Source organism: Micromonospora sp. BL4, assembly GCF_003667505.1.
In the GTDB taxonomy this organism is placed as follows: Bacteria; Actinomycetota; Actinomycetes; order Mycobacteriales; family Micromonosporaceae; genus Micromonospora.
Genome location: NZ_RCVJ01000054.1, coordinates 1 through 22527 on the forward strand (window position 1 = coordinate 1; position 22527 = coordinate 22527).

General features: G+C 70.6%; 22 protein-coding genes. 8 read left to right on the top strand and 14 right to left on the bottom strand.

What is annotated here, in order from left to right:
• Both EAD89_RS02955 and EAD89_RS02960 read right to left on the bottom strand, forming a co-directional pair.
• Nucleotides 1-1142 (bottom strand): polysaccharide lyase family 1 protein (locus tag EAD89_RS02955; RefSeq protein ID WP_121674714.1); only part of this gene is annotated, 1142 nt, incomplete at its 3' end.
• Between the two features lie 336 nt (nt 1143-1478).
• Nucleotides 1479-2129 carry a sigma-70 family RNA polymerase sigma factor gene (locus EAD89_RS02960; protein ID WP_233578131.1) on the bottom strand — a complete coding sequence of 217 codons (651 nt, stop codon included), beginning with the start codon at nt 2127-2129 and terminating at the stop codon, nt 1479-1481.
• A 182-nt stretch (nt 2130-2311) separates the two neighbouring features.
• Here EAD89_RS02960 and EAD89_RS02965 point away from each other — a divergent pair, with 182 nt between their 5' ends.
• The 3 genes from EAD89_RS02965 to EAD89_RS02980 all read left to right on the top strand — a co-directional run bounded on the left by EAD89_RS02965 (nt 2312) and on the right by EAD89_RS02980 (nt 5057).
• Complete coding sequence (locus tag EAD89_RS02965; protein ID WP_121674603.1) at nt 2312-3043, top strand: alpha/beta fold hydrolase; 732 nt, start codon at nt 2312-2314, stop codon at nt 3041-3043.
• A 168-nt stretch (nt 3044-3211) separates the two neighbouring features.
• Complete coding sequence (locus EAD89_RS02970; protein WP_121674604.1) at nt 3212-3967, top strand: SDR family oxidoreductase; 756 nt, start codon at nt 3212-3214, stop codon at nt 3965-3967.
• Nucleotides 3968-4160: 193 nt separating this feature from the next.
• Nucleotides 4161-5057, top strand: a complete 897-nt coding sequence (locus EAD89_RS02980; protein ID WP_121674605.1) for a universal stress protein — start codon at nt 4161-4163, stop codon at nt 5055-5057.
• Here the strand turns inward: EAD89_RS02980 and EAD89_RS02985 are convergent.
• From EAD89_RS02985 to EAD89_RS03010, 6 genes are all read right to left on the bottom strand, one after another.
• Nucleotides 4981-6669: an FAD-binding oxidoreductase gene (locus tag EAD89_RS02985; protein WP_121674606.1), complete on the bottom strand. Its 1689-nt coding sequence runs from the start codon at nt 6667-6669 to the stop codon at nt 4981-4983. The two genes, EAD89_RS02980 and EAD89_RS02985, sit on opposite strands and share 77 nt — an antisense overlap.
• Before the next feature lie 168 nt (nt 6670-6837).
• Complete coding sequence (locus tag EAD89_RS02990; protein WP_158610698.1) at nt 6838-7878, bottom strand: aromatic acid exporter family protein; 1041 nt, start codon at nt 7876-7878, stop codon at nt 6838-6840.
• Nucleotides 7879-8119: 241 nt separating this feature from the next.
• Nucleotides 8120-9064 (bottom strand): hypothetical protein, encoded by a 945-nt coding sequence (locus EAD89_RS02995; RefSeq protein ID WP_199733391.1) that lies wholly within the window; start codon nt 9062-9064, stop codon nt 8120-8122.
• Entirely contained in the window at nt 9061-9552 is a 492-nt protein-coding gene (locus EAD89_RS03000) for a hypothetical protein (protein WP_121674608.1), read from the bottom strand. The genes EAD89_RS02995 and EAD89_RS03000 overlap by 4 nt, the downstream gene beginning before the upstream one ends.
• Before the next feature lie 3 nt (nt 9553-9555).
• The gene (locus tag EAD89_RS03005) at nt 9556-10779 is read right to left on the bottom strand and encodes a macrolide family glycosyltransferase (RefSeq protein WP_121674609.1); all 1224 of its coding nucleotides are present in this window, start codon (nt 10777-10779) and stop codon (nt 9556-9558) included.
• 542 nt (nt 10780-11321) lie between these two features.
• The gene (locus EAD89_RS03010) at nt 11322-12161 is read right to left on the bottom strand and encodes a helix-turn-helix domain-containing protein (RefSeq protein ID WP_121674610.1); all 840 of its coding nucleotides are present in this window, start codon (nt 12159-12161) and stop codon (nt 11322-11324) included.
• Nucleotides 12162-12273: 112 nt separating this feature from the next.
• Here EAD89_RS03010 and EAD89_RS03015 point away from each other — a divergent pair, with 112 nt between their 5' ends.
• The 3 genes from EAD89_RS03015 to EAD89_RS03025 all read left to right on the top strand — a co-directional run bounded on the left by EAD89_RS03015 (nt 12274) and on the right by EAD89_RS03025 (nt 14868).
• Nucleotides 12274-12867, top strand: coding sequence for an NADPH-dependent FMN reductase (locus EAD89_RS03015; protein WP_121653471.1), 594 nt, complete (start codon nt 12274-12276; stop codon nt 12865-12867).
• A gap of 169 nt (nt 12868-13036) precedes the next feature.
• Nucleotides 13037-13321 (top strand): hypothetical protein, encoded by a 285-nt coding sequence (locus tag EAD89_RS30380; protein ID WP_158610699.1) that lies wholly within the window; start codon nt 13037-13039, stop codon nt 13319-13321.
• Between the two features lie 566 nt (nt 13322-13887).
• Nucleotides 13888-14868, top strand: a complete 981-nt coding sequence (locus EAD89_RS03025) for a glycoside hydrolase family 11 protein (protein ID WP_158609781.1) — start codon at nt 13888-13890, stop codon at nt 14866-14868.
• Nucleotides 14869-14955: 87 nt separating this feature from the next.
• Here the strand turns inward: EAD89_RS03025 and EAD89_RS03030 are convergent, their stop codons facing one another.
• Nucleotides 14956-16419, bottom strand: coding sequence for a serine/threonine-protein kinase (locus EAD89_RS03030; RefSeq protein ID WP_121674611.1), 1464 nt, complete (start codon nt 16417-16419; stop codon nt 14956-14958).
• Between the two features lie 137 nt (nt 16420-16556).
• Here EAD89_RS03030 and EAD89_RS03035 point away from each other — a divergent pair, with 137 nt between their 5' ends.
• Complete coding sequence (locus EAD89_RS03035; RefSeq protein ID WP_147458741.1) at nt 16557-17243, top strand: TOPRIM nucleotidyl transferase/hydrolase domain-containing protein; 687 nt, start codon at nt 16557-16559, stop codon at nt 17241-17243.
• A 177-nt stretch (nt 17244-17420) separates the two neighbouring features.
• Here the strand turns inward: EAD89_RS03035 and EAD89_RS03040 are convergent, their stop codons facing one another.
• A complete protein-coding gene (locus EAD89_RS03040) occupies nt 17421-18404 on the bottom strand; it encodes an NAD(P)-dependent alcohol dehydrogenase (protein WP_121674613.1) in 984 nt (327 codons plus the stop codon).
• Nucleotides 18405-18519: 115 nt separating this feature from the next.
• Between EAD89_RS03040 and EAD89_RS03045 the strand changes: the two genes are divergently transcribed.
• A complete protein-coding gene (locus EAD89_RS03045; RefSeq protein WP_121653475.1) occupies nt 18520-19236 on the top strand; it encodes a TetR/AcrR family transcriptional regulator in 717 nt (238 codons plus the stop codon).
• 66 nt (nt 19237-19302) lie between these two features.
• Here EAD89_RS03045 and EAD89_RS03050 read toward each other — a convergent pair whose 3' ends face one another.
• From EAD89_RS03050 to EAD89_RS03065, 4 genes are all read right to left on the bottom strand, one after another.
• Entirely contained in the window at nt 19303-20037 is a 735-nt protein-coding gene (locus EAD89_RS03050) for a VOC family protein (RefSeq protein ID WP_158610700.1), read from the bottom strand.
• A 90-nt stretch (nt 20038-20127) separates the two neighbouring features.
• Nucleotides 20128-20571, bottom strand: coding sequence for an OsmC family protein (locus EAD89_RS03055; protein ID WP_121674615.1), 444 nt, complete (start codon nt 20569-20571; stop codon nt 20128-20130).
• Between the two features lie 102 nt (nt 20572-20673).
• The gene (locus EAD89_RS03060) at nt 20674-21072 is read right to left on the bottom strand and encodes a VOC family protein (RefSeq protein ID WP_121653478.1); all 399 of its coding nucleotides are present in this window, start codon (nt 21070-21072) and stop codon (nt 20674-20676) included.
• 126 nt (nt 21073-21198) lie between these two features.
• Nucleotides 21199-22092, bottom strand: coding sequence for an SGNH/GDSL hydrolase family protein (locus EAD89_RS03065; RefSeq protein WP_121674616.1), 894 nt, complete (start codon nt 22090-22092; stop codon nt 21199-21201).
• Nucleotides 22093-22527 lie beyond the last annotated feature (435 nt).

Genomic DNA, 22527 nt, shown 5'->3' on the forward strand with positions numbered 1-22527 from the left:
GGCGTGGTCGGCGGCGGCGTGGTGGGCGGCGGGGTCTGCGGCGAGCAGCTACCGTTCGACACCTTCAGACCCGTGTTGGCACCCACCGTCTGACGGACGATGTCCGGCACGCAGCTCGCCCCGTCGAGGCTGTACGAGTACGGGATGCTGACGGTGGTGTTGGACGTCGGGTTGGGGCCGGCGGGGTAGTTCTCGCTGCCGGCGCTGGACCAGGTCACGTTGTCGAAGGTGTTGCCACTGACCTGCCAGTAGCCGCGCTCGTTGGTGTAGAAGGTCCCCAGGACGTCCTTGGAGTTTCGGAAGTAGTTGTTCTCCACCTTGGCCCTGGCCCCGGCCCGGGAGTTGATGCCGGACTCGTGCAGGCTCACGTAGTGGTTGTTGTAGATGTGGGCCGTGCCGCCGCGCAGCAGCGGCGTACGTGAATCGATGTTCTCGTACAGGTTGTGGTGGTAGGTGATGAAGCCGTTCGAGAGGTCGCTCTCGCTGGAACCGACGAGCCCACCGCGACCCGAGTTGCGCAGAATGCTGTACGACAGGGTCACGTACTGGGTGTTGTCCTTCATGTCGAAGAGGCCGTCGTACCCCTCCGACTCCCCGCCCGAGGCCTCCAGGGTCACGTGATCGACCCAGACGTTGCGGACCGTGCTCTCCATACCGATGGCGTCGCCACCGTTGGAGGTGGGCGAGCCGGACTTCTTGACGTTCCGGACGGTCACGTTCTGGACGATGATGTTGCTCGAGTCGCGGATGTGGATGCCGAGCTGGTCGAAGACGGCGCTGCCCACCCCGAGGATCGTGACGTTGCTGATCTGCTTGAGCTCGATCACGCCGGCCGCGGTGTTGCAGCTCGACCCCGACACCTTGCTGGTGTTGCCGTGGTTGATGGTCCCCGTGACCTCGATGATGATCGGGGTGCTGCTGCTGGGCCGACCACACAGCGCCGCATGGATCGCGGTCCCCGTGCTCGCCCGCACCGTCTGCCCGCCCGCGCCGCCGGTGGTCCCGCCGTTCTGGGTGGCGTAGCCGGTGGCGCTGCCGACCGCCGCCGTCGCCTGGGGGGTCGGCAGCGCCACCCCGATGGCGATCCCGACGGCCGCCGTGGCCAGTGTTGCCTGAAGTCGCAGTGCGACTGGTCGCCTCATCACGCCTCACCTTCGTAGTCGAATGAGAATTGCCGGCGCCCGGGGCGGTCGACGCGACCGCACTCCTGTCAGCCCACGGTCGTTCCAGGCCGCCCAGAATTGTCGGCAATCAATGCAAGGAACTTTCTTGAATGCGCATCGCCCTGGCAACAGTGGTGATGTCGCTGCGCATACGGCATGCGACCACTGACGTTGCTCGATGTTTGCGCGCCCGGCTCAGGAATGAGACATCGATGTGCCGCAATCATAGGAAAGCGTTTTCCCTGAAGGCAAGAAGGAGCGTTTGCAGGTTTTTTGCAGTGTCCGTGCGAGAGCCGGCGCAACCCGGTGGATCCGTCAGCGGCCGACGCTGCGCGACCGCGCTCGCTGTCGTACGGTCATCGCCGCCGCCCGTTCCACCGCGGCCATGTCGCCGGAGCGGGCGGCCGCGACGAACGTGGTCAGCAGTCGTCGGTGCGCGGCCGCGCTCGTCGGCGTACGTCGCCCACTCGCGATGTCCCGGCGCGCCCGGCTGACCAGTTGGCGCACCGCGGGTTCGGTCGACTGCAGGATCCCGGCGATCTGCGCATACGGGTAGTCGAAGGCCTCCCGGAGGACATACGCGGCACGCCCGTTGGGGGTGAGCTTCTCCAACAGCAGCAGGGCCGCGAGTTCCAGGGCCTCGCTGCGCTCGACCCCCAGGTGCAGGTCCGCAGCCGGGTCGACGGGTTCCGGAAGCCCTGGTTCGATGCACGTCTCGCGGCGCACCCGCGCCGACCGCAGCGCGTTGATCGCCAGCCGGGTCGTCGTCGTCGCGAGGAACGCGGCCGGGTTGACCACGGCGCCGCGGTCACACGTCTGCCACCGCAGCCACACCTCCTGGACAAGATCCTCAGCCTCGGGGGCGCTGCCGAGCATGCGGTACGCGATCCCGAACAGGCGTGGCCGAACGCTCGTGAAGACCGCCGCGGCCTCCTCGAGATCACTCGTCCCGGTGTCCTGACTCACCGCAGCTCCCCCGTCCCTCGTCCGCGTGCTCACGTCGCGACTGCCGCTGCTCCCATCGTGGGCCGGACCTGCGGCAATTCCCAACATCCGGACCCGGCAGTGACGGCGACCACGCGTCTGTCACAAATTCCGGGGCTGCGCTGTCTCGGCTGGTGGAGGCATCCGAACTCACCAGGAGAGCCATGACCAACCAGAAGCTGACCGTCGTCCTCGTACACGGCGCGTTCGCCGAATCTGCGAGCTGGTCCGGGGTCGTCGAGCGATTGCAGGACCGGTTCATCCACGTCGTCGCGGTGGCCAACCCGCTGCGCAGTGTGTCGGGCGACGCCGCCTACCTGCGCGACGTGATTGCCGGGATCGACGGAACCGTGGTGCTCGTCGGCCACTCGTACGGCGGCATGGTGATCACGGACGCCGCCGCCGGAAACGACAAGGTGGCCGGCCTCGTCTACGTCTGCGCATTCGCGCCCGATCACGGCGAGTCCGCGTTCGAGCTGTCGAACAGGTTCCCGGGAGGCACCCTCGGCCGGGCGCTGACCGCGTATCCGGTCACGAGCGGGGGCAACGAACTCGCCATCCGGCCGGACGCCTTCCACCACCAGTTCGCCGCCGACGTGCCGCCCGCGCGGGCCGCCCTGATGTGCGCGACCCAGCGCCCGGTCACGGAGACCGCCCTCACCGCGGGGCTGCCGACGGACGTCCCGGCGTGGACCTCGATCCCGTCGTGGTTCGTCTTCAGCGACGAGGACCGCACCATCCCGGTCGCCCTGCACCGCTTCATGGCGAACCGGGCCGGCGCCCAGGGCGTCCGCGAGGTGTCCGGGGCGTCCCACGCGCTCAGCGTCTCGCACCCCGAAGCCGTGACCGCGTCGATCCTCGATGCCGTGGACGCGGTCGTGGAGACTCCGGCCTGAGTGGCCGGCTTCTTCGGCGGCCGGGTCGTGGTCGTGCAACTGCGGGCCCGACGCCGTGGATCAGCAGGTTCGGGGACATTTGGCGAAGGTGTCACAGCGCCGGGGGGTTCCCGGTCTTAGCTGGTGACCGGACGGCAACCGACGCCCCGGCCAGCAGGAGGGTTTCTCATGAAGATCGTAGTAATCGGCGGCACCGGCCTGATCGGGTCGAAGGTCGTGGCGAAGCTCGGCGAGCACGGCCACGAAGCGGTGCCGGCGGCGCCGAACACCGGCGTCAACACCCTCACCGGCGAGGGCCTTGCCGAGGTGTTGGCCGGGGCGTCCGTGGTGGTCGACGTGTCGAACGCCCCCTCGTGGGAGGACAGCGCGGTGCTGGAGTTCTTCACGACCTCCACCCGCAATCAGCTCGCGGCGGAGGCGGCGGCCGGCGTGCAACACCATGTGGCGCTGTCGATCGTGGGAACCGAGCGGCTGCCCGAGAACGGCTACTTCCGGGCGAAGGCCGCGCAGGAGAAGCTGATCGCGGACTCGTCGATCCCGTTCTCGATCGTGCACGCGACGCAGTTCTTCGAGTTCGTCAAGGGCATCGCCGACGGCGGCGCCGACGGTGACAAGGTCCGGATGGCACCGGTGCTCTTCCAGCCCATGGCCGGCGAAGAGGTGGCGCAGGCGCTCGTCCGGGTGGTGCTGGGGTCACCGTTGAACGGGCGGGTCGAGGTGGCCGGGCCCGAGCGGCTTCGGATGGACGAGTTCTTCCGAGCCGCTCTGGCTGCTCTGGGTGATCCGCGTGAGGTGGTCACCGACCCGCACGCGCGCTACTTCGGCTCGGAGTTGAGCGAGCGGAGTCTGGTGCCGAAGGGCGAGGCGATCCTCGGGACGATGACGTACGCCGACTGGCTGGACCGGACCGGGTCCGGCAGGTAACCCGCCGGCGCGGTTGCGGGAGGCCGAGCCGTCGTTCATCCCGGCGGGAGCGCAGGCGGTGACCGTGGTCATCGGGTTCCCGCCGGGCGAGGCCGGTACGCCTCGGCCCCGCACTCTGGCCCCGCGTTCGGCGACAACCGCCACGACCGCCCGCTGACCTGGAGGTGGGCCGAGGATGACGAAGGAGGATCGGATGACCATCAACAGCGGTGCACCCGTCGTGGTTGGTGTGGACGGTTCCGCGGCCGCACTGGACGCGGTTCGGGTGGCGTCCCGGGAGGCGGCGTACCGGCAGCGTCCGCTGCGGGTCGTGCACGCCTTCATCTGGCCGCTGACCCGCGCGCCGCTCACCGCGGCGCCGGGCGCTCCAGCCGACGCCGGCCTGCGTCATCAGGCCGAGCGGTACGTTGCCGAGGCCGTCGCCGAGGCCCGCAAGGTTTCCCCCGAGGTGCCGGCAACCGGCGAGCTGGTGGTCGGCGCGCCGACTCCGGTGCTGCTGGACAAGTCCCGGGAGGCGGCGCTGGTGGTACTGGGTCACCGTGGTCTGGGCGGCCTCGCCGGCCTGCTCATCGGCTCGGTCACCGTGCAGGTCTCGGCCCGTGCGCAGAGCCCGGTGCTGGTGGTACGCGGTGAGCCGCGGGCCGACGGCCCGGTTGTGGTGGGCGTGGACGGCTCGGAACTGTCCACCGAGGCGGTCGGGTTCGCGTTCGAGGAGGCCGCCCGTCGGGACGCCCCGCTGGTCACGGTGCACGCCGGGCTCCACCCCACCTCGATCGGCCCGGGCGACACACTGACCTCGGTCCACGACCTGGATGCCCTCGCCTCCGAGGAGGAGCGCATTCTCGCCGAGACGGTGGCCGGGTGGTCTGAGCGCTACCCGGACGTGCCGGTGCGGCACCAACTGGTCCGCGGCTCCCCGGCCCGGGTACTGGTGGAGGAGTCAAGAGCAGCGCAGCTGGTGGTCGTCGGTGCGCACGGCCGCGGCGCGCTGGGCGGGCTGCTGCTCGGTTCGGTCAGCCACGCGGTGCTACACCACTCGCACGCCCCGTTGGCGATCGTTCGGCACCCCCGCCCGGCCGACGAACGCTGATCTTCGGAGTCCGGTCGACGAGGACGCCCGGGTTGAGGATCCAGGACGGGTCGAGCGCGCTCTTGGCGGCGCGCAGTGCGAGCGCGACCGGGTCGGGACGCTGCCGGTCGTACCACGGTCGGTGGTCACGGCCGACGGCGTGGTGGTGGGTGATGGTGCCGCCGGCCGCGAGCAGCGCCTCGGAGACGGCCTGCTTGATCTGGTCCCACTGGGCGAGGGTGGCGCCCCAGCGGCCGGTGGCGTACACGCCGAAGTAGGGGGCGGGGCCGTCCGGGTAGACGTGCGTGAAGCGGCAGGTGACCACGCCGGTCGCGGCGACGGCGCGCAGCGCCTCGCCGGCCGCGTCGAGCACGGCGGCGCGCAGGGCGGGGAATCGGTCCCAGGTGCAGGCGGTCTCGAACGTTTCCACGATCATCGACCGGGCGGCGAGCGCGTCGCGTTGGTACGGCATCCGGAGGAACGCCGACCGCCAGGCGTCCGCGGCGGTCCGCTGTCGCGGGCCGGACGAGGTGTGGGTGCGGGACGGCTCCGGCAGGGTTCCCCCGTGGTCGCGGCACAGCTCGACGGCGCGGTCCAGCCACGGTGTGACCGGATGGTCGGCGGACTCGAACCCCAGGACGAGCACACCGCCGGTGGTGGCGGTGCCGGCGTTGAGAAGCGCCTCCATCGGATCGAGCAGCCGGCAGTTGCTCGGTTGCAGACCGGACTGGGCGATGGCCCGGGTGGCGGCGACCGCGCGGTCGTAGTCGGTGAAGTGCACCGAGGCGTCCGCCCGCCAGCGGGGCCGGTCCTGAAGCCGCATCCACGCCTCGGTGATGACGCCGAGCGCGCCCTCCGAGCCGAGGAACAGCCGGTCGGGGGACGGTCCGGCGCCGGAGCCGGGCAGGCGGCGTGACTCGCTGGTGCCCGCCGGGGTCACCACCCGCATGGACTCCACCAGGTCGTCGATGTGGGTCAGGACGGTGGCGTAGTGACCACCGGCGCGGGTGGCCAACCAGCCGCCCAGGGTGGAGAACTCGAACGACTGCGGAAAATGCCGCAGCGTGAGGTCGTGGCGTCGGAGCTGGTCCTCCAGCGCCGGGCCGAACACGCCGGCCTGGATGCGGGCCGCCCGGGTGGTCGGGTCCACCTCCAGCACCCGGTCGAGGCGCCCGAGGTCGAGACTGACCGCCGCGGGATAGGTGTCGTCGAGCCGCGCCTCCACACCGCCGACCACGGACGAGCCGCCGCCGTACGGGAGCACCGCGATGTCGCGGCCGGCGCACCAGTCGAGCACGTCGACGACGTCCTGCTCGGTCACCGGTCGGACCACCAGGTCCGGCGGGTCGTGGACCTCCCCGTGCAGGTTGCGCACGACGTCCCGGAACGCCTTGCCGTGGCTGTGCGCCGCCCGGTCGGCCACGTCCGTCGAGCACAGTCGGGCGAGTGACGCCGGCGGATCGACCCGTGGCGGGCGCAGGCCCAGCTCGGTCACCGGGGGCGCGACGTGCTCGGTCAGGTCGGCCTCGGGCAGCAGAGTACGCACCCGGTCCGCCAACGCCGTGGCCTCCGCGCCGGTCACCGCGTCCTCGACGTGTCCCCAGCCCCACCACGAACGGTGTTTCCCGGCCACGCGGCCTCCCCGTCGTCCACCATCGCCAGCCGTACTCGCCGGTAACGTACTCGACGGCCGGCACCGCGTCGATGCCGTCGCCCGACGAGGGTGGTCAGCGCCGCCGCGTCCCGCCTCAGGTTCGGACGGTCGGCGCCGGTCGCCGGTCGTCGCACCGTGCCGGGATCGTCACGACGGGTCCGGCAGGCCACCGAAGGCGCACCGGACCCGTTGGTTGGCGTCCGCCTGCGAGAGGCCGGACGCGACGAGCAGGTCGCTGGCGGTGGTGCGGATCTGGGCCAGGACGACGGTCCCGGAGAAACCAATGTCATTCTTGTACGCCGCGCCGGCTCGGTGAACGGCCTGCAGGGCCTTCGCCTGCGCTTCGTGTGGCTCGCTTCGAGCCGCGAACTCGTCGTGAAGGGTCCGCACCGCCTCCGCAAGGCCTCGAACCGCGTCGATCATCGCTGCCGGCACCGGCTCCTTGTCCTCGATGACCGTGACGGCGCGACGGATCAGTGTCCCGCTGCTGCCCATCGCCCTCTCCAACGGCTCGGCGGTCCGGGCGTAGTGACTCAGCACGCCGTGCCGGTACCGCCAGGACAACGGAGACAGCCGGGTAACCTCCCGTGCGCCCGCCACCGCCTCCCGCAGGACCCGAAGTTCCTCCTGGTTGCCGCGCAGTCGGGTCCGGGCGAGGATCGCCCGCTCGATGTCGCGCTCGCACAACGCCTCTGCCGTTTCCGTCAGTTGTTCGACGAGCGTTCGCAGCGCCGGTCCGGCGGCGCGCCGCACCACTCGCAAGGGGTTCACCGGCAGGAGGATCGCCGTGGCCAGTGCGACGGCACCGCCGAGCAGCGCGTCGACGAACCGGGTGAGTTCCACGTTCGTGGTCTGCTGCCCCAAGGTGGTGATCAGTACCGCGGTACTCGCCGTCTGGATCACCACCGCAGCCCGACTGCTGAGCGCGAAGGCTGTGAGGATCGACAGGACGACGACGAGGCCGAGCTGCCAGGGTCCGGTGCCGATGACCGAGAGCAGCGCACTACCGACCAGCACTCCCAGCGCCACACCCACGACCAGCTCGACGATCCGGCGTACGCGCTGTCCCACGGACACGGCCAAGGTCCCGACCGCGGCGAGCGGAGCAAACACCGGGTTGGGGTTGCCGGTCAGTTCGTGCGACAGCAGCCAGGCGGCTATCGCGGCGATGCCCGCCTGGAGGGCCACGATGCCTCCGCCGTACACCCGGACCGCCCGCTCTCGCACCTTGAGCCGTTGAACGAGCCGATCACGCCGATCATCGGCGGCGCCCCGTACACCCAGATGCATGCTGCGCTTTACCCGTGCATGCGCCCCGCACACGACCAGTGGCGATGTGCGAGCGGAGTGCCGCGACCGTACACCTGACGTCTGTTCGACCGATTGAGGAGGGACGGCGGATGACGACCTTGACAGCGGCCTCGTCCGTTCAGGGCAGCGGGCCGTCGTTCTGCGCGGTCGCGCCGAGGCGATCCCGGATCAGCGCGATCACGGTGTCGGCGGTCCGGTCGAGGTGGGTGCGGCCATCGGGTAGCCGGGCCTGCGGGCTGATGTAGCTGCGCGGACCGACGTGGGTGGCCGGGTCGAGGCGGTGCACCGTGATCTTCCCGGCACGGTCGGCCCGGTTCCATCCGCTCCGGCGGAACAGCCGCCACCGCTGCGGAAACATCCAGGTGCCGACCCGCTCGATCCGATCGCCGGCGCTCGTGAGCTGGTCGAGGTGCTGGGCGTGGCTGATGTCGTTGGCGCCGTTGTGGAAACCGCCGAGAGTGATCAGCCAGAGCGGGGGGCGCAGCTGGGACCACAGTTCGTCCACCGCACCGGTGGCGACCTGGGCGCCACCGCTGTAACTGAGCATCACCACCGGAATTCCGCTGTCCCGTTGATAGCCGGCGAGCCGGAGCTGAGTGGCGATCTGCGAGCCGACGGCGCGGTTGTACAGGGGGCGGTAGCGGCGGTCGGCGGCGACGAAGGTCTGCATCACGTTGTGCAGGAACAGCACCAGACCGATGCGGCGGCGCAGCCATACCCACACCGGACGGTTGGCGAGCGGCAGCGCCAGCGGCGAGTAGGGCTGCACCTGGCCCAGCACCCTGAGCTCCGGCGCTCCGGCGATCAGTGCCTTGACCAGTCGGCCGCCGTCGCGGGTGTCGTGGAACCGGCGTTTCCCGATACCGTCCAGATAGACCAGGTACGCGGCCGGGGGGCGGTCCACTTCCGCGCCTCGCGCGGGGGCCATGCCCTCGGGGCGCGCGGCGGTCGGGCTCCGCCAGCCCGCGGCGTAGACCACCACCTCGTAGCGGGCGAGCAGAGCTTCGGCGAGCAGCACGGGGCCGATCCCGCCGAGCAGCAGCAGGAGCGCGAGTTCGATCACGGAAACAGCTCCGGCGCCCTTGTCGTGTTGAGCCGCACGACCAGGCGTCTGATGCCCTCGACGGCGACGCCCAGGCCGACGCCCGCGACGGCTACACAGCCGGCGGATTCCCACCAGGCGACCCCGGCCACCGTGGCCAGGGCGGTGGCGAGGCCGGTCCCCACTCCCACCATGAGGAGCAGGTGCAGCAGCGGCCCGAGCAGCGGGAACGCGAGGACTGCGGCAAGCAGCAGCGGGGCGGCCAGGCCCGGTGTCCAGGCCAGCGCGGCCTGGTCGGGCGATGCGGCCGGCAGCACCAGCTCGGCGAGGGTCCAGGCGGACAGTGGCCAGAGCGCGAAGACCGCGCCGTCGACCACGGCGCCGGCCAGCACCATCACGAACACCTTGGTGTGCGACACGCCGGACAGGCGTGCCACCACGGGCAGGAGGCGCCCGACGGCCTCGGACAGCCCGGCGAACAGCAGCATGATGGCCACGACAGGGGACATCGGTCAGCCCTGCGACGGCAGGTCGGCAGGGACCGGCTGGGCGAACGAGCGGGCCTGCCGCACGTGGCGCTCGAGTTCGTCGGCGGCCCGCCGATAGCCGCCCGCTTCTCGCTGGGCGATCCGCAGGGTGCTCGCGGCGGCCCGGAATCGGGGCTCGTCGAGCAGGCGCTGGGCGGAGCCGCGCAGTGCCTCCACCGTGACATTCTCGGTGCGGATCGCGAGGCCGGCACCGAGCTCGACGATGCGCGACGCCACCAACGACTGGTCCGCGCCCTGCGGGATCACCAGCATCGGGACGCCCTCGTACAGGGCCTCGTTGACGCTGTTCACCCCGCCGTGGGTGATGAACAGCGCCGCGCGGGACAGGACTTCCAGCTGCGGCACCGAGCGGTGGGCGATCACGTTGGCCGGCAGCGGACCGAGCGTGGCGGGATCGGTGGATCCGGTGGAGACGACCACCGTGCCGCCGAGCGGGGCGAGCGCGTTGGCGAAGGTGCGCAGCAGCCGCTGGTCGGCGGCGAACACCGTGCCCAGCGAGGCGTAGAGCACCGGGTCCCGCAGCCGATCGAGCGGGAACGACGAGTCGGCTGGGCGGGCGCCGATGCTCGGCCCGACGAACCGGTAGGACTGGTCAAAACTGTCGGCCTCGGGGTGGAACGCCCGCGAGGTGTAGACCAGGTTGAGCGGCTGGCGGATATTCGCGAGGTCGATCAGGGGCACCGCATCGGTGTCGTACCGGCGGTGCAGCTCCCAGCGCGATTTCAGGTACCCCGCGGTGGGGCGGGGATTGACCGCCGCCGCGGCGAGCAGCTCCCAGGAGCCGTGGGTGGGGCTGGGCACGTATCGGTTGAACGCGAACGTGGTGAACGACGAAGCGCCCGGCACGTCGAGTTCCCGGGCGACCACCGGCCCCCACAGGCAGAGGGAGTCGTGCACGACCAGCTCCGACCCGGCATTGCGCAGATCGGTGAGGACGGCGGGCAGAACGCGTACGGCGGTGCGTGCGAGCTGCTCCATCACCGTGACGGGCGTCGGCGGGCCGGAGAGCGGTATGTCGTCGCCGACGTAGGGAATCACCCGCGCGCCGGTGGTCGCGATCTCCTCCGCGTACGCGGGCGGCGTGTGGTAGGTGACGGAGTGGCCCCGACGAACAAGCTCGGCCACGACCGGCAGCGTCGGGTTGACGTGCCCGTGCATGGCGATGTTGAGGAACGCGATCGCGCTCATCGGTCGAGCACGGACAGCGAAGGGGCCAGGGCCCGGCAACACGTAACGATCATGACCCGCCTTTCTCGGTTTCAGCGTAAACGCTGCCAGATGGCACTGCGGCGCGGACAAAATTCCCGCTTCGGTTGGCGCGCGCTCCCCTTCGCCGCGCCGATCCCGGCCGCTCGGCGGGGCGTCCAACGGGACGGCCGCACAACGGCAGCGGCCGGCGCGCGCCCGGGCGGGTACGTGTGACGGCGAGCGCGCTGGGAAGGTCGGTTGGATGCCTGACCCCGGAGAGGTGGCGCGACGTGCACTCCAGCGGATCCACGAGGCTGCCGTCAGACATCGGGACCCCGAGCTGCACCACGCGGCCGAAGACATCGTCCGAGCGGCCCAGGCGAGGGGCCTCGATCCAGGGCCCGTCGAGGCGTACCGCCCCTGCCCTGTCTGCGGTGCCGAGCCGGGACAGTTGTGCATCAACGTCCCTGGTCGCCCCGTGACCCCGGGCGAGATGCACGCCGAGCGCGCGGAAAAGGGGACACCGTAGCGCTTGCCGTGAACTAGTTGACCGCGCGAAGCATGCGATCGGGCTGGCGGCGCAGCCGATCCACCGCCCGTGCCGTCGCGTCATCGGTCGGCAGGAGGACGACCAGCTCCTGCGCGTCGGTCCGGGGCAACTCAAGCTTCTCCCGCTGCCACTGGAGCTGTTCCGCAATGGGATGGTTGAGCCGAAACGGGACGGGCCGTGGGGGCAGGTGACGGTTGAGTCGTCGGGTGAACTCCGCCCCGGCCAGGGGGGTCAGCTCAGCCCGGAACCACTCGGAGGTCTCCGCGGACGGCCCGAGCCACAGGTCGAAGGCTCGTTCGTCGGCCACCTGCTCCCAGTCGGGGAAGATCGTCCGGGCGCGCGGATCGGTGAACACGTAACGCGTCAGGTTCGGCGTTCGGCTCTCGAGCAGCCCGATCCCCCGCATCAGAGTCTCGAACGCACTCGTGTACGCGAGCACGTCGCCCAGGCGGTTGGTGACGAAGGCGATGCCTGGCTCAAGAAGTTCGAGGGTCTGCAACACCGTCGGCCGGACATGACGGTTGGGTGGCACCGGCCGCCCGCGCCCCGCGCACGCTCCGCCGGTGATCTTGGCGAGGTGGCGCAGGTGATCGCGTTCGACCGCATCGAGGCTCAGTGCGTCCGCGAGTGCATTGACCACGGCGGGGGACGGGTTGCGGTCTCGTCCCTGCTCGATGCGGGTGAGATATTCGACGCTCACTCCCGCTCGCGCTGCGAGGTCGGAGCGTCGTAGTCCCGGAGACCTGCGGCGGCCATGAACGGGCAACCCGAACGACTCTGGCTGGATGCTGTCGCGCTTGGCGCGGATGAAGTCGCCCAGCGGCGTGCTCATGCCCAGAGCCTACGGCGACATCCCCAGCTCAACGAGCCCGCAGGGTGGCCCCACGGGGGCCAGCCTGAGCCCGGTCTGGTTGCCATCCTCGAAACGATGGACCGTGGCCCGCATGAGTGAGAAGCACAAGTTGGCCATCATTGTCGGGAGCGTCCGCGAGGGCCGATTCGGGCCTGTCGTCGCCTCCTGGATCGCCGACCAGGCGCGCGAGCACGACGGTTTCGACATCGACGTCGTCGATCTCGCCGACTTCGAGATCCCGTTGTCGTTGCCGGCAGTCTCACCGAAGTTCGCTGGCGACTCGTACCCGCGCCCGCACGGCATGGCGCCCTTGACGTCCCAACTGGCGAACGCGGACGCGTTCATCATCGTCACGCCGGAGTACAACCACAGCTACCCGGCGTCCCTGAAAGCGGCCATCGACTGGCATTACACCCAGTGGACGGCCAAGCCGGTCGCCTTCGTCAGCTACGGCGGGGCAGCCGGCGGTCGTCACGCTGTCCTGCACCTGGAGAACGTGCTCACCGAACTGCACGCCGTGACGGTCCGCGATGGTCTGGCGTTCCCGCTCTACCGCGCCACGTGGGAGGAGGGGCGGCCGCTGGACGCCGCAGCGCCCGGATACGCCAAAACTCTGCTGGACCAGCTCGCCTGGTGGGCCGCCGCCCTGAGTGTGGCACGCAACTCGGTCCAGTACCCGGTCTGAAGGTCCCGCACGAAGCAGGCAGCTCCGCGCACGGCACGGGCCGTCTCCCACCACGGGAGACGGCCTCGTCGACCGCCGGGCCATCCTGCGACGGGACGCCAACTGCGCGCAACCGCTTGCCCGCCCGTCGAACGCCCACTCGACCATGTCCGCATGCGGCCAGGACGTCGTGTCATTCTCGGGGTCGACGTGGGCGCCACGGCTGTGCGGGCGGGCGGTCGCCGAGCGGCTCGGCTACCGCACGAACCCCCTGGCACGCGCCCTCACCACGTCGCGTACGCACATGATCGCGCTCGTCATCCCCGACATCAGCAACCCGGTGTACGCGGAGATCTGCCGGTACGTCTCGTCGTCCGCCGATCGACGGCCGAGCGCAAGCGGAGCCCGGGTCGCGCCCGGGCGCCCTGGCTACGGCAGCGGCCCGCCCCCCGACCCGGCGGCCCACCTGTCCTGATGCCCTGACGCCACGGCACTCGGCGGCGCCAGCTGCCGCAGAGAAACAGACGGCCACCCCTGTCGGAAGTCGACGGTGCCACACCGTCTGCCTGCCCTCCCGGTTGGGCTCCGGAAGCATCCGGAAGTTCCGATGGCGCGCCTGCGCTGATCCTGGTCCTTCGACCGAGGATCCCATGGGTCACTCGGACTCTCGCTCGATCAGCTCATGCTGCTGGGCAGGATGAACGCTCCCCCACCCATACCTCGCCGACACAGCCGGGGCTTTCACAAGGTTTCCGGAAATTGTTGACAACTCGACGCAGTGGTAAATACGGTCGCCACCGACGGGGTTCGATCGCCGTCGATGCCACCCACCGCGACCCACTCCTCCCGGTCGTCGTGCAGGACGACCGGCCAACCACCACCACCGCGCGGTACGACGTCGATGTCCGGCGGCCGTCGCCTGGCCGCCGACCGGCCGCCGGGTCGTACCGCACTGCTGGCCTCCGCCAGCCGTCACGAGGAGGAAGCAAGCACATGGACGACATGCACCACACACCCACCAGACCGAGAGGGCGCGGCCGCATGCGGTTGCTCCTCGGCGCCGCGTGCGCCGCGGTGGTGGCCATCGGCAGCACGGCGCTGGCCACCAACGCGTACGCCGAGGCCGATCGGACCGTCAGCTCGAACGCCACCGGCACACACAACGGGTTCTTCTTCTCGTTCTGGAAGGACAGCGGCAACGCCAGCATGACGTTGCGCGCCGACGGCCGGTACTCCAGCCAGTGGGGCAGCGGCACCAACAACTGGGTCGGCGGCAAGGGCTGGGCCACCGGCAGCCGCAGGACGATCAGCTACTCGGGCAGCTACAGCCCGAACGGCAACAGCTACCTCGCCCTCTACGGATGGACGCGGAACCCGCTCATCGAGTACTACGTCGTGGAGAACTTCGGCACCTACAACCCGAGCACCGGCGCCACCCGGGTCGGCTCCGTCACCACCGACGGCGGCACCTACGACCTCTACCGCACCCAGCGGGTCAACCAGCCGTCCATCGACGGCATCGCGACGTTCTACCAGTACTGGAGCGTCCGCCAGCAGAAGCGCACCGGCGGCACCATCACCACCGCCAACCACTTCGACGCCTGGGCCCGCGCCGGTTTGAACCTCGGCAGCAACCACAGCTACCAGATCATGGCCACCGAGGGCTACCAGAGCAGCGGCAGCTCCGACATCACCGTCCGGGAAGGCGGGAGCGGCAACCCCGGCCCCGGGCCCACCACCGGCAACCCGCCCGGAGGCGGCAACTGCACCGCGACGCTGTCCGCCGGCCAGCAGTGGGGCGATCGATTCAACCTCAACGTCGCGGTCAGCGGCACCAACAGCTGGGTCGTCACGCTCGGTCTGGGCGGCGGCCAGAGTATCCAGAACAGCTGGAACGCCTCCGTCAGCGGCACGAGCGGAACGGTCACCGCCAGACCGAACGGCAACGGCAACAACTTCGGGGTGACGATCATGGCCAACGGCAACTGGACCTGGCCGACGGTCACCTGCCGAACCGGCTGACCCCGTTCAACTCCGCAAACCCGCACCCGTGGCGCGGCGGCCGAGGCCGCCGCGCCACACTCGGCTCTGCGGCCACGCCGTCGTCGGCTATGCGGTCCCTCCGGCTGCCGACTGCTCCGCCGTTGGTTCCTCGGTCGGGTTCGCCGTCGGTTCCTCCGCCGGGTCGTCTGTCGGTTCCTCCGTCGGCTCCCCCGTTGGTTCCTCAGTCGGCTCCGCCGTCGTTCCGCCCGTCGGAGCTGCCGTCGGTCCCTGGGGGGCGCTCGCAGAGGTGGTGGGCTCGGGCGTATCCGCACTGCTTCCGCCGGACGGCGCCGGTGGGCCCGTCGTCGTCCCGGCTGCTGGACGGGTGGTGGTGGTCGTCGGGGTCGGGGATCCGGGCGCCCGGACCGGCAGACCGGCGGACCCGTGGGTGGCCGGCTCGCCGCCACCGACGCCAGGGCCGGGCCTGTCCTGCGCCGGCGGCGCCGATGTCGACACCGAAGGCGGGACCGCCGGGGGCGCCGACGGTGGCCCGGCCGGGCCGGGCATCATCCCGGTGGGATCAGCGAACACCAGGACGGCAGCCACGGCGGCCAACGATCCGAGAAGCACCGCGAGCGTTGCGTGCCCAGGAGTGGCGGCCCCGGTCAACGCACCGCCGAGGGCCGAGCGTGTGGCGGGCGGTCGCACGGTTCGCGACCCGATCGAGGTCGGCCAGTCAGCGGTCCGCGTCCGCTCGTCGGACGCGTCCGCGACGGCCTGCGCCGCGGTGGCCATGGCCGCCGCCGTCGGGAACCGGTGCGTGGGCTCCTTGGCCATCGCAGTGGCCACCAGCTGGCGTACCTCCGCCGGGACGTGCTCGGGCAGCGGCGGCGGTTCCTCTTCGAGGTGCCGCAGCGCCACCGCGACGGCGTTGTCACCCTGGTACGGGGGCTCACCGGCGAGGCAGTGGTGGACGACGGCTCCCAGCGCGTAAATGTCGATCGCCGGTGTGGTCTCGTTCCTGGAGACCTGTTCGGGTGCCATGTACAGGGCGGTGCCGACGACCTGGTTCGTCCCGGTCAGGCTCGCCGCCTCCTGCGTGACGGCGACACCGAAGTCGACGAGTACGACATGCCCGTCGGGCTCGATGATCAGATTGTTGGGCTTGACATCACGGTGCACGACCCCGGCGTCGTGCGCGGCCTGCAGAGCGCGGGCGGTCTGCGCGGCGATCGACATCGTCTCGGCCACGTCCAGCTGACCGACCTCGGCGATCCGTTCCGACAGGGACTGTCCCTGCACGCACTCCATCACGATGTAGGCGAGGGCCGGCGCTCCGGGCCGGGACATCTCGCCGTAGTCGTAGACCTGGGCGACGCCCGGGTGACGCAGGGCCGCCATCGCGCGCGCCTCGCGGCGGAACCGCTCGCCGAAGCCGGCGTCGGTGACCAGCCGGGGGTGCAGCATCTTGACGGCCACGCAGCGGTCCAGGGTTTCGTCAACCGCCCGCCACACGTCACCCATACCGCCGCTGGCGATGCTCTCCACCAGGCGGTAACGGTCTCCGACGAGTTGCCCCACATTCGGCATACAACTTCCGGTACCCCGGACTCCTCGATCTCAAGCACCCGACGTCGCCCGGCCTTTCTTAACCGGTTGTCGCCGCCGTGCGCCTCGACGATGATGGCCACGACCCGCCCGACCATCACCAGCCGACCGGACCCGCCATGGATCTCGCCCAACGTCGCGAGCTCGCCCGCAGGGCGCTCGAGGGCTACGAGAGTGGCCAGGACGCCACGACCCGGGCGACGGCCAGGGCCCGGGGAAAGATCGACGATGCCGCGGCCCTGGTCCTGGTCGAGGGTCTCAGCGACCAGATCGCGTTGGAAACGGCCGCCATCGGCCGCGGCCGGGATCTCGACGCGGAGCACGTCGTGATCGTGCCGATCGGTGGGGCGCACGCGATCGGTCGCTTCCTGACCGAGTTGGGCCCGCTGACCGCTCAGGTACGCCTCGCTGGCCTGTACGACGTGCGTGAGCAGGAGGTCTTCCGGCGCGCACTGGTCGCCGCCCAGGTCGGCTCGCCGAACAGTCGCGCCGACCTGGCACGCCTCGGTTTTCACGTCTGCGTCGACGACCTCGAAGAGGAACTGATCCGTGCCGTGGGCGCCGTGGAGGTCGAGGCCCTGTTCGACTCGCAGGGCGACCTGGGGTCGTTCCGCTCGTTGCAGAATCAACCCGCCTGGCGCGGCCAGCAGCCCGAGCGGCAGATGTGGCGGTTCCTGCGCAGCGGCGCGCGCCGCAACCTGCGCTACGCACGACTGCTCACCGAGGCGGCAACGGGCCGGGACGCCCTGCCTCGGCCACTCGCCGCGCTGCTCGAGGCGGCGAGGACCGACAGGTCCATGGCCTGACGTCGTCCCGTCGTGAACGTGCTGACGCGGACGCACCACCCGATCGGTGCTCCGTTCGCGCCAGCGCGTCCAGCACCGGCGGCAGCGGTCGGCGGCGTGCCCGGCCCGACCGGCAGCGCGGGACGATCAGCAGGTCAGGCGGCCAGCGCGGTGCGGGCCGGCGGCCCGTGGTGCAGATCAGACGGTGATGACGACCTTCGCCCGCGCGTGTTCACCTTCGAGGTATCGCATGGCCCGGGGCACCTCGTGGAGTGGATAGGTCCGGTCGATGACCGGGGTGAGGCGGCCGGTTTCCGCGTGGGCGCGAAGCGTGTCGAGGTGCTGCCGGCCCGGCGCCGCCGCAAGGATGACGATGCGGTGCCGGACGAAGGGCGCCAGCAGCCGCCCGCGCACGATGAGCCCCATCGGTCCGACGAGGCTGCCGCCGCGGTACACGCCGCCGCCGGAGAGCACCAGCGTCCCGGTCGGAGTCAGCACCCGCCGGAGTGCGGTGAGTGAGCGGTTGCCGACCAGGTCGAACACGACGTCGTAGCGGCGGGTGTCGCGGGCGAAGTCGTCCCGGGTGTAGTCGACGATGTGGTCGGCGCCAAGGGAACGGACCAGATCGACGTTGCGGGTGCTGCACACGCCGGTCACGGTCGCCCCCAGCGCCTTGGCCAGTTGGACCGCCAGGGTGCCGACGCCACCGGAGGCGCCGTTGATGAGGACGCGGTGGCCGGGCGCGACCTGCCCGACCTCGCACAGTCCCATGAGCGCGGTGATGCCGGCCAGCGGCAGGGCGGCCGCCTGTTGCGGCGTCAGGTTCGCCGGCTGCGCCGCGACCAGAGCCTCGGGCACGCACACGTACTCCGCGAACGCGCCGTTGGCGTCGCCGAGGTCGCCGAAGACGGCGTCGCCCGGGCGCACCTGTCGAACGTGGGCGCCGACGGCCTCGACCCGGCCGGCGAAGTCCCGGCCACGGACGCGCGCCCGGGGCCTTGACCGGCCCATTGCCAACCGCGCCATCCGTGGATCGCCACGCATCACATGCCAGTCGTACGCGTTGAGCGCGGCGGCCTCCACCCGCACGAGCACTTCGTGGGCGGCGGGCACCGGCGGATCCACGTCCGCGAGCGTGAGTGTCTCCGGCGGGCCGTAGCGGTCCTGAACGATCGCCTTCATCCTTCACCCCTCCCCCGGTGTACGGCGTACACCCTGTGGAACAGAAGGTAGGCGTACGCCGTACACCTGTCAAGAGGTTTATGGTTCATTCGGCCGCCGAATGATGAGGAGCGAGATGGCTGAGCAGGCTGAGACGCTGCGCCGGGCGCCGCTGAGCAGGGAACGCGTCCTGCACGCCGCCGTCGCGCTCGCCGACGGGACCGGGATCGAGTCCCTCAGCATGCGCAACCTCGCTCAGGACCTGGGCGTCGTGCCGATGGCCCTCTACAAGCACGTCGCCAACAAGGACGAACTGCTCGACGGCATGATCGACGTGGTCGTCGGCGAGATCGATCCGCCCGTGCCCGACGCCGACTGGAAGCACGCGGTCCGTCAGCGCATCCTCTCGGCGCGGCGGGTGCTGCAGCGCCACCCCTGGGCGCCGCTCGCGATCGAGTCGCGGAACATGGCGACGCCGGCCATCCTGGCCTACCTCGACGCGATGATCGGGACGTTCCGGGCCGGCGGTTTCTCCGTCGACCTCGCGCACCACGTGATGCACGCGATGGGCAGCCGCATCCTGGGCTTCAGCCAGGAACTGTTCGACGCCGCCCGGCAGGCCGGGCGGTCCGGCGCGACCACCCCGGACCCGCCGGCAGCCATGCCTCCCGAGGTCGCGGCCCGATTCCCGCACGTCGCGGAAATCGCCATGGCGGCGTCCCACGACGACGCGTCCGTCCTGGGGCAGGGCTGTGACGACCAGTTCGAGTTCGAGTTCGCGCTGGACCTGCTTCTGGACGGCATCGAACGGCTGCAACAGCAGGGCTGGACGTCGGCACGCCGGCCTCGCTGAATCACCCGAGGCGGTGACCGCCGGACAGTCAGTGGTCGTGTACGTCCCCGGTCAGGTCGGCGATGGTCACCGGCTTCGCTGACCCGCACCGCCGGCAGCCGGCCCCCGGACGTGGAACTCGTTGCCGTCCGGATCTGCCAGCGTGACCGCGCCGGGCTCATCGATCTCGAGCCGAGTGGCACCGAGAGAGACAAGCTCGTCCACCGCCGCCTGCTGGTCGCCGGGGGCCGGGATGAGCTCGAAGCGCTGCCGGTTCGGCTCCGTCTTCGGGGCCACGGGTGGGCCTCCCCAGGCGACCTTGGTGCCGCCGCGCGGTGACTGGATCGCGGTCTCCTCGTCCTGGTCCCACACCAGCGGCCAGCCCAGCGCCTCGCTCCAGAACAGGCCGACTTCCCGGGTGCCGTCACAGGCGAGCTCACCGAGCGGGCCGCACCCGGCGAGGTAGGCGTTGCCGTGCTCGATCACGCAGAACGCGTAGCCCGCGGGGTCGGCCAGGACGACGTGCTCCTCCTCAGGTCGCTGCCCGACGTCGAGGTGGCGGCCACCAAGCCTCAGCGCCATCGCCACCGTGTGCTGCTGCTGGTGAGGATCGGCGCTGGTCAGGTGCAGGTGCATGCGGTCCGCCCCGAGTTGGCCCCCGCGACCCGGAACGAACCGAAGGCCCAGCTGGGTGTCATCGCCCGGCAGGAACGCACCGAGGGCGTCCTCGATGACCTCGCGGCCGAGCAGAGCGGCCCAGAACTGCGCCGGACGAGCGGGATCTTGCGCCTCGACGGTCACTGCCAGCAGTCGCGGATGCATCAGCAGACAGTAGGCACCGCCCCGGAAGGCAACAAGGCATTAACGAGTTGGCGCAGCTACCAGCGGGTCTCCGGGCTTCTACCGGATGCCTCAGTCGCTGGCGGGTCCGGCAGCCTCGACGATCGAGACGGGAGTGCCAAGTTCGACGGTACGGGAGACGGTGCACAGTCGTTCGTGGGACTGCTGCAACGAGCGGGGTAGCGCCTCACGCGCCCGGTCGCCGTCCGCGCCCGCCGGGAACGTCACGGCGAACTCGACCCTGATGTTCTGCATCCGATTTCCTCCGGCCTCGTCCCGGATCTTGTCGCCGGTGACGGCTACGGAGAACTGGGTCGGCTCGGCGCGGCGGCTGGTGATGTGGTCGACGTCTACCGCGGTGCAGCCGGCGATGGCAGCCAGAAGCAGTTCCACCGGCGTAAAGCTGGCGTCCGCTCCCGCGCCCATCGGCAACGACCCACCACGGACATTTCGCGCGACGTAGTTGCCAACGCTGGTGCGCTCGATCTCCACCGAGCGGAAGGTGTCGTCACTCATGACAGGAAACTACCGAAGTCACCTGGTCCCCCGAGCCACCGGTCGGGACTGTCGGCCATCCTGTGGCGCCTGCCACCAGCGTCACCGCATCCCCTGGGGGACTCAGACGTCGGCTTCGAGGGCGAAGGTGTTGCCGTCCGGATCCTGGAACCACGCGATGCGTCCACCGCCGGCCCGAGCAGTGATTCCCTTGGCGTCGTGTTCGAACTGGGGGTAGCGGACGAACTCGACGCCGGACGAGGAGAGCTCGTCGACGATCTGGTCGATGTCGTCGACGTACCACGTCGCCAGTGTCGCCGAGGTCGTCCCGGCCGTGACCGACTGGTACACATTCAGCGCCGGTCCGCCACCAGAACCGTAGACGCGGCTGCCGTCGGCGATGGTGGCGCTGGGGCCGGACCGCAGCGCCTGTAGGCGCAGTTTGCCTTCATAGAACGCGACCGCCTCTCGTATGTCGGACACGGCGATCGAAGCTCTGAGGTGATACGTGCTCAAGGGCATGAACCACCGTGCCACACGGGAGCAGTGAGCCGCTCCCTCTTCCGAGGGAGCCTCGTCGAAGGCACTGGCGGTGAATCGGGCCCCGCCGCTGCGCGACGGGGCCGACTCAACCGAACGCGGGCCCGGTCAGCTGTTCAGCATCGCGAGCAGCGCGCTGGCCATGCCCTGCTCGCCCCGGGCGTTCGGGTGGAACGGGGCGGCCGAATTCTGCGGCACCAGGCCTTCGACCCACCGCGTGCCACTGCCCTTGCACGCGTCGCGGCCGATCGACGGGGTGTAGACGTCGGCGTAGGTGGCGCCGTTCGCCGTCGCGGCGCTGGCCAGCATCGCGTTGAGCGACTTCGCGATGCCGCGCAGGTACGGCACGTCCTGGTAGGCGATCGGGACGACGGGCCAGCAGCCGTATCCGGTGTCCGGCAGGATCGCCGGGTACCCGAGCACCACGACCCGCGCGCTCGGGGCGGCCTGGCGGACCGCCCGCAGGACGGCGGTCACCTTCGGCGCGGCGGCGGCGACCCGGGCCTGCAACTGGTCGGTGCCACCGGCGGTGTACCGGTTCTTGCACGGCGATCCGAGCGGGCTGCTGAGGCTTGCCTCCGCGCAGTCGCTGATGATTCCGGAGAAGCCGATGTCGTTGCCGCCGATCTGCACCGTCACCAGTGCCGTGTTCGACGTGACCGCGTTGAGCTGCGGTGGCACGGCGATGCCCAACTGGCCGCTGCCACCGTAGAGGATGTCGTCCGTGGTGGCGCCGGAGCAGCTCACGTCGGCGAACGACGACGAGCCGGCGGACGCGGTCACCAGCGACGGATAGTTGCGGTTGGACCGGAGGCAGTTCAGGTCGACCTGGGTGGGGATCAGCGGGCCGGCGGTGTACGAGTCGCCCAGCGCGACGTACCGGCCGGCGGGCACGGCGGCGTTGGCGGGTGTGGCGACGGTGAGCAGCACGCCGACGGTGGCCACGGCGAGTGCGGCCAACCGGGCTGCCGCCCTCAGGATCGGCAGGCGGGGACGGGTCATGGCGCCTCCCAGGGGGATCACGGTGGTGGTGGTGCCGAGATCCTGTCGCCGTCAACGACAGACGTCAATATAGACAGGGCTCACTAAACGCTGCTCAGGAGTGTGGGATTGAGGGACCCGGCGAGAATCAGCGGAAGCTGATCGCGATCTCGAACTCCCGGCGTCCGCGCGATCAGCGACGGGTACGTCGACAGCCGGCGAGCCGACCGGTCTCAGCCACCCATGCCGAGCTGGGGATACCGGGCGTCCGGGGCGGCGACCGCTCCGTTCGGCCGCAGGACGTCGACAGCCGCACCGAAATCGCTGTAACGAAGGGACGCGTTCGGCACCCCGCTGGCGGCCGGGATCACGAAACTGACCAGCCGGCCCTCGGCATCCAGAGTCGCACGGAACGCAGAATAGGCGGCTTTCGCAAGGTCAGCGGCGGCTCGGCCA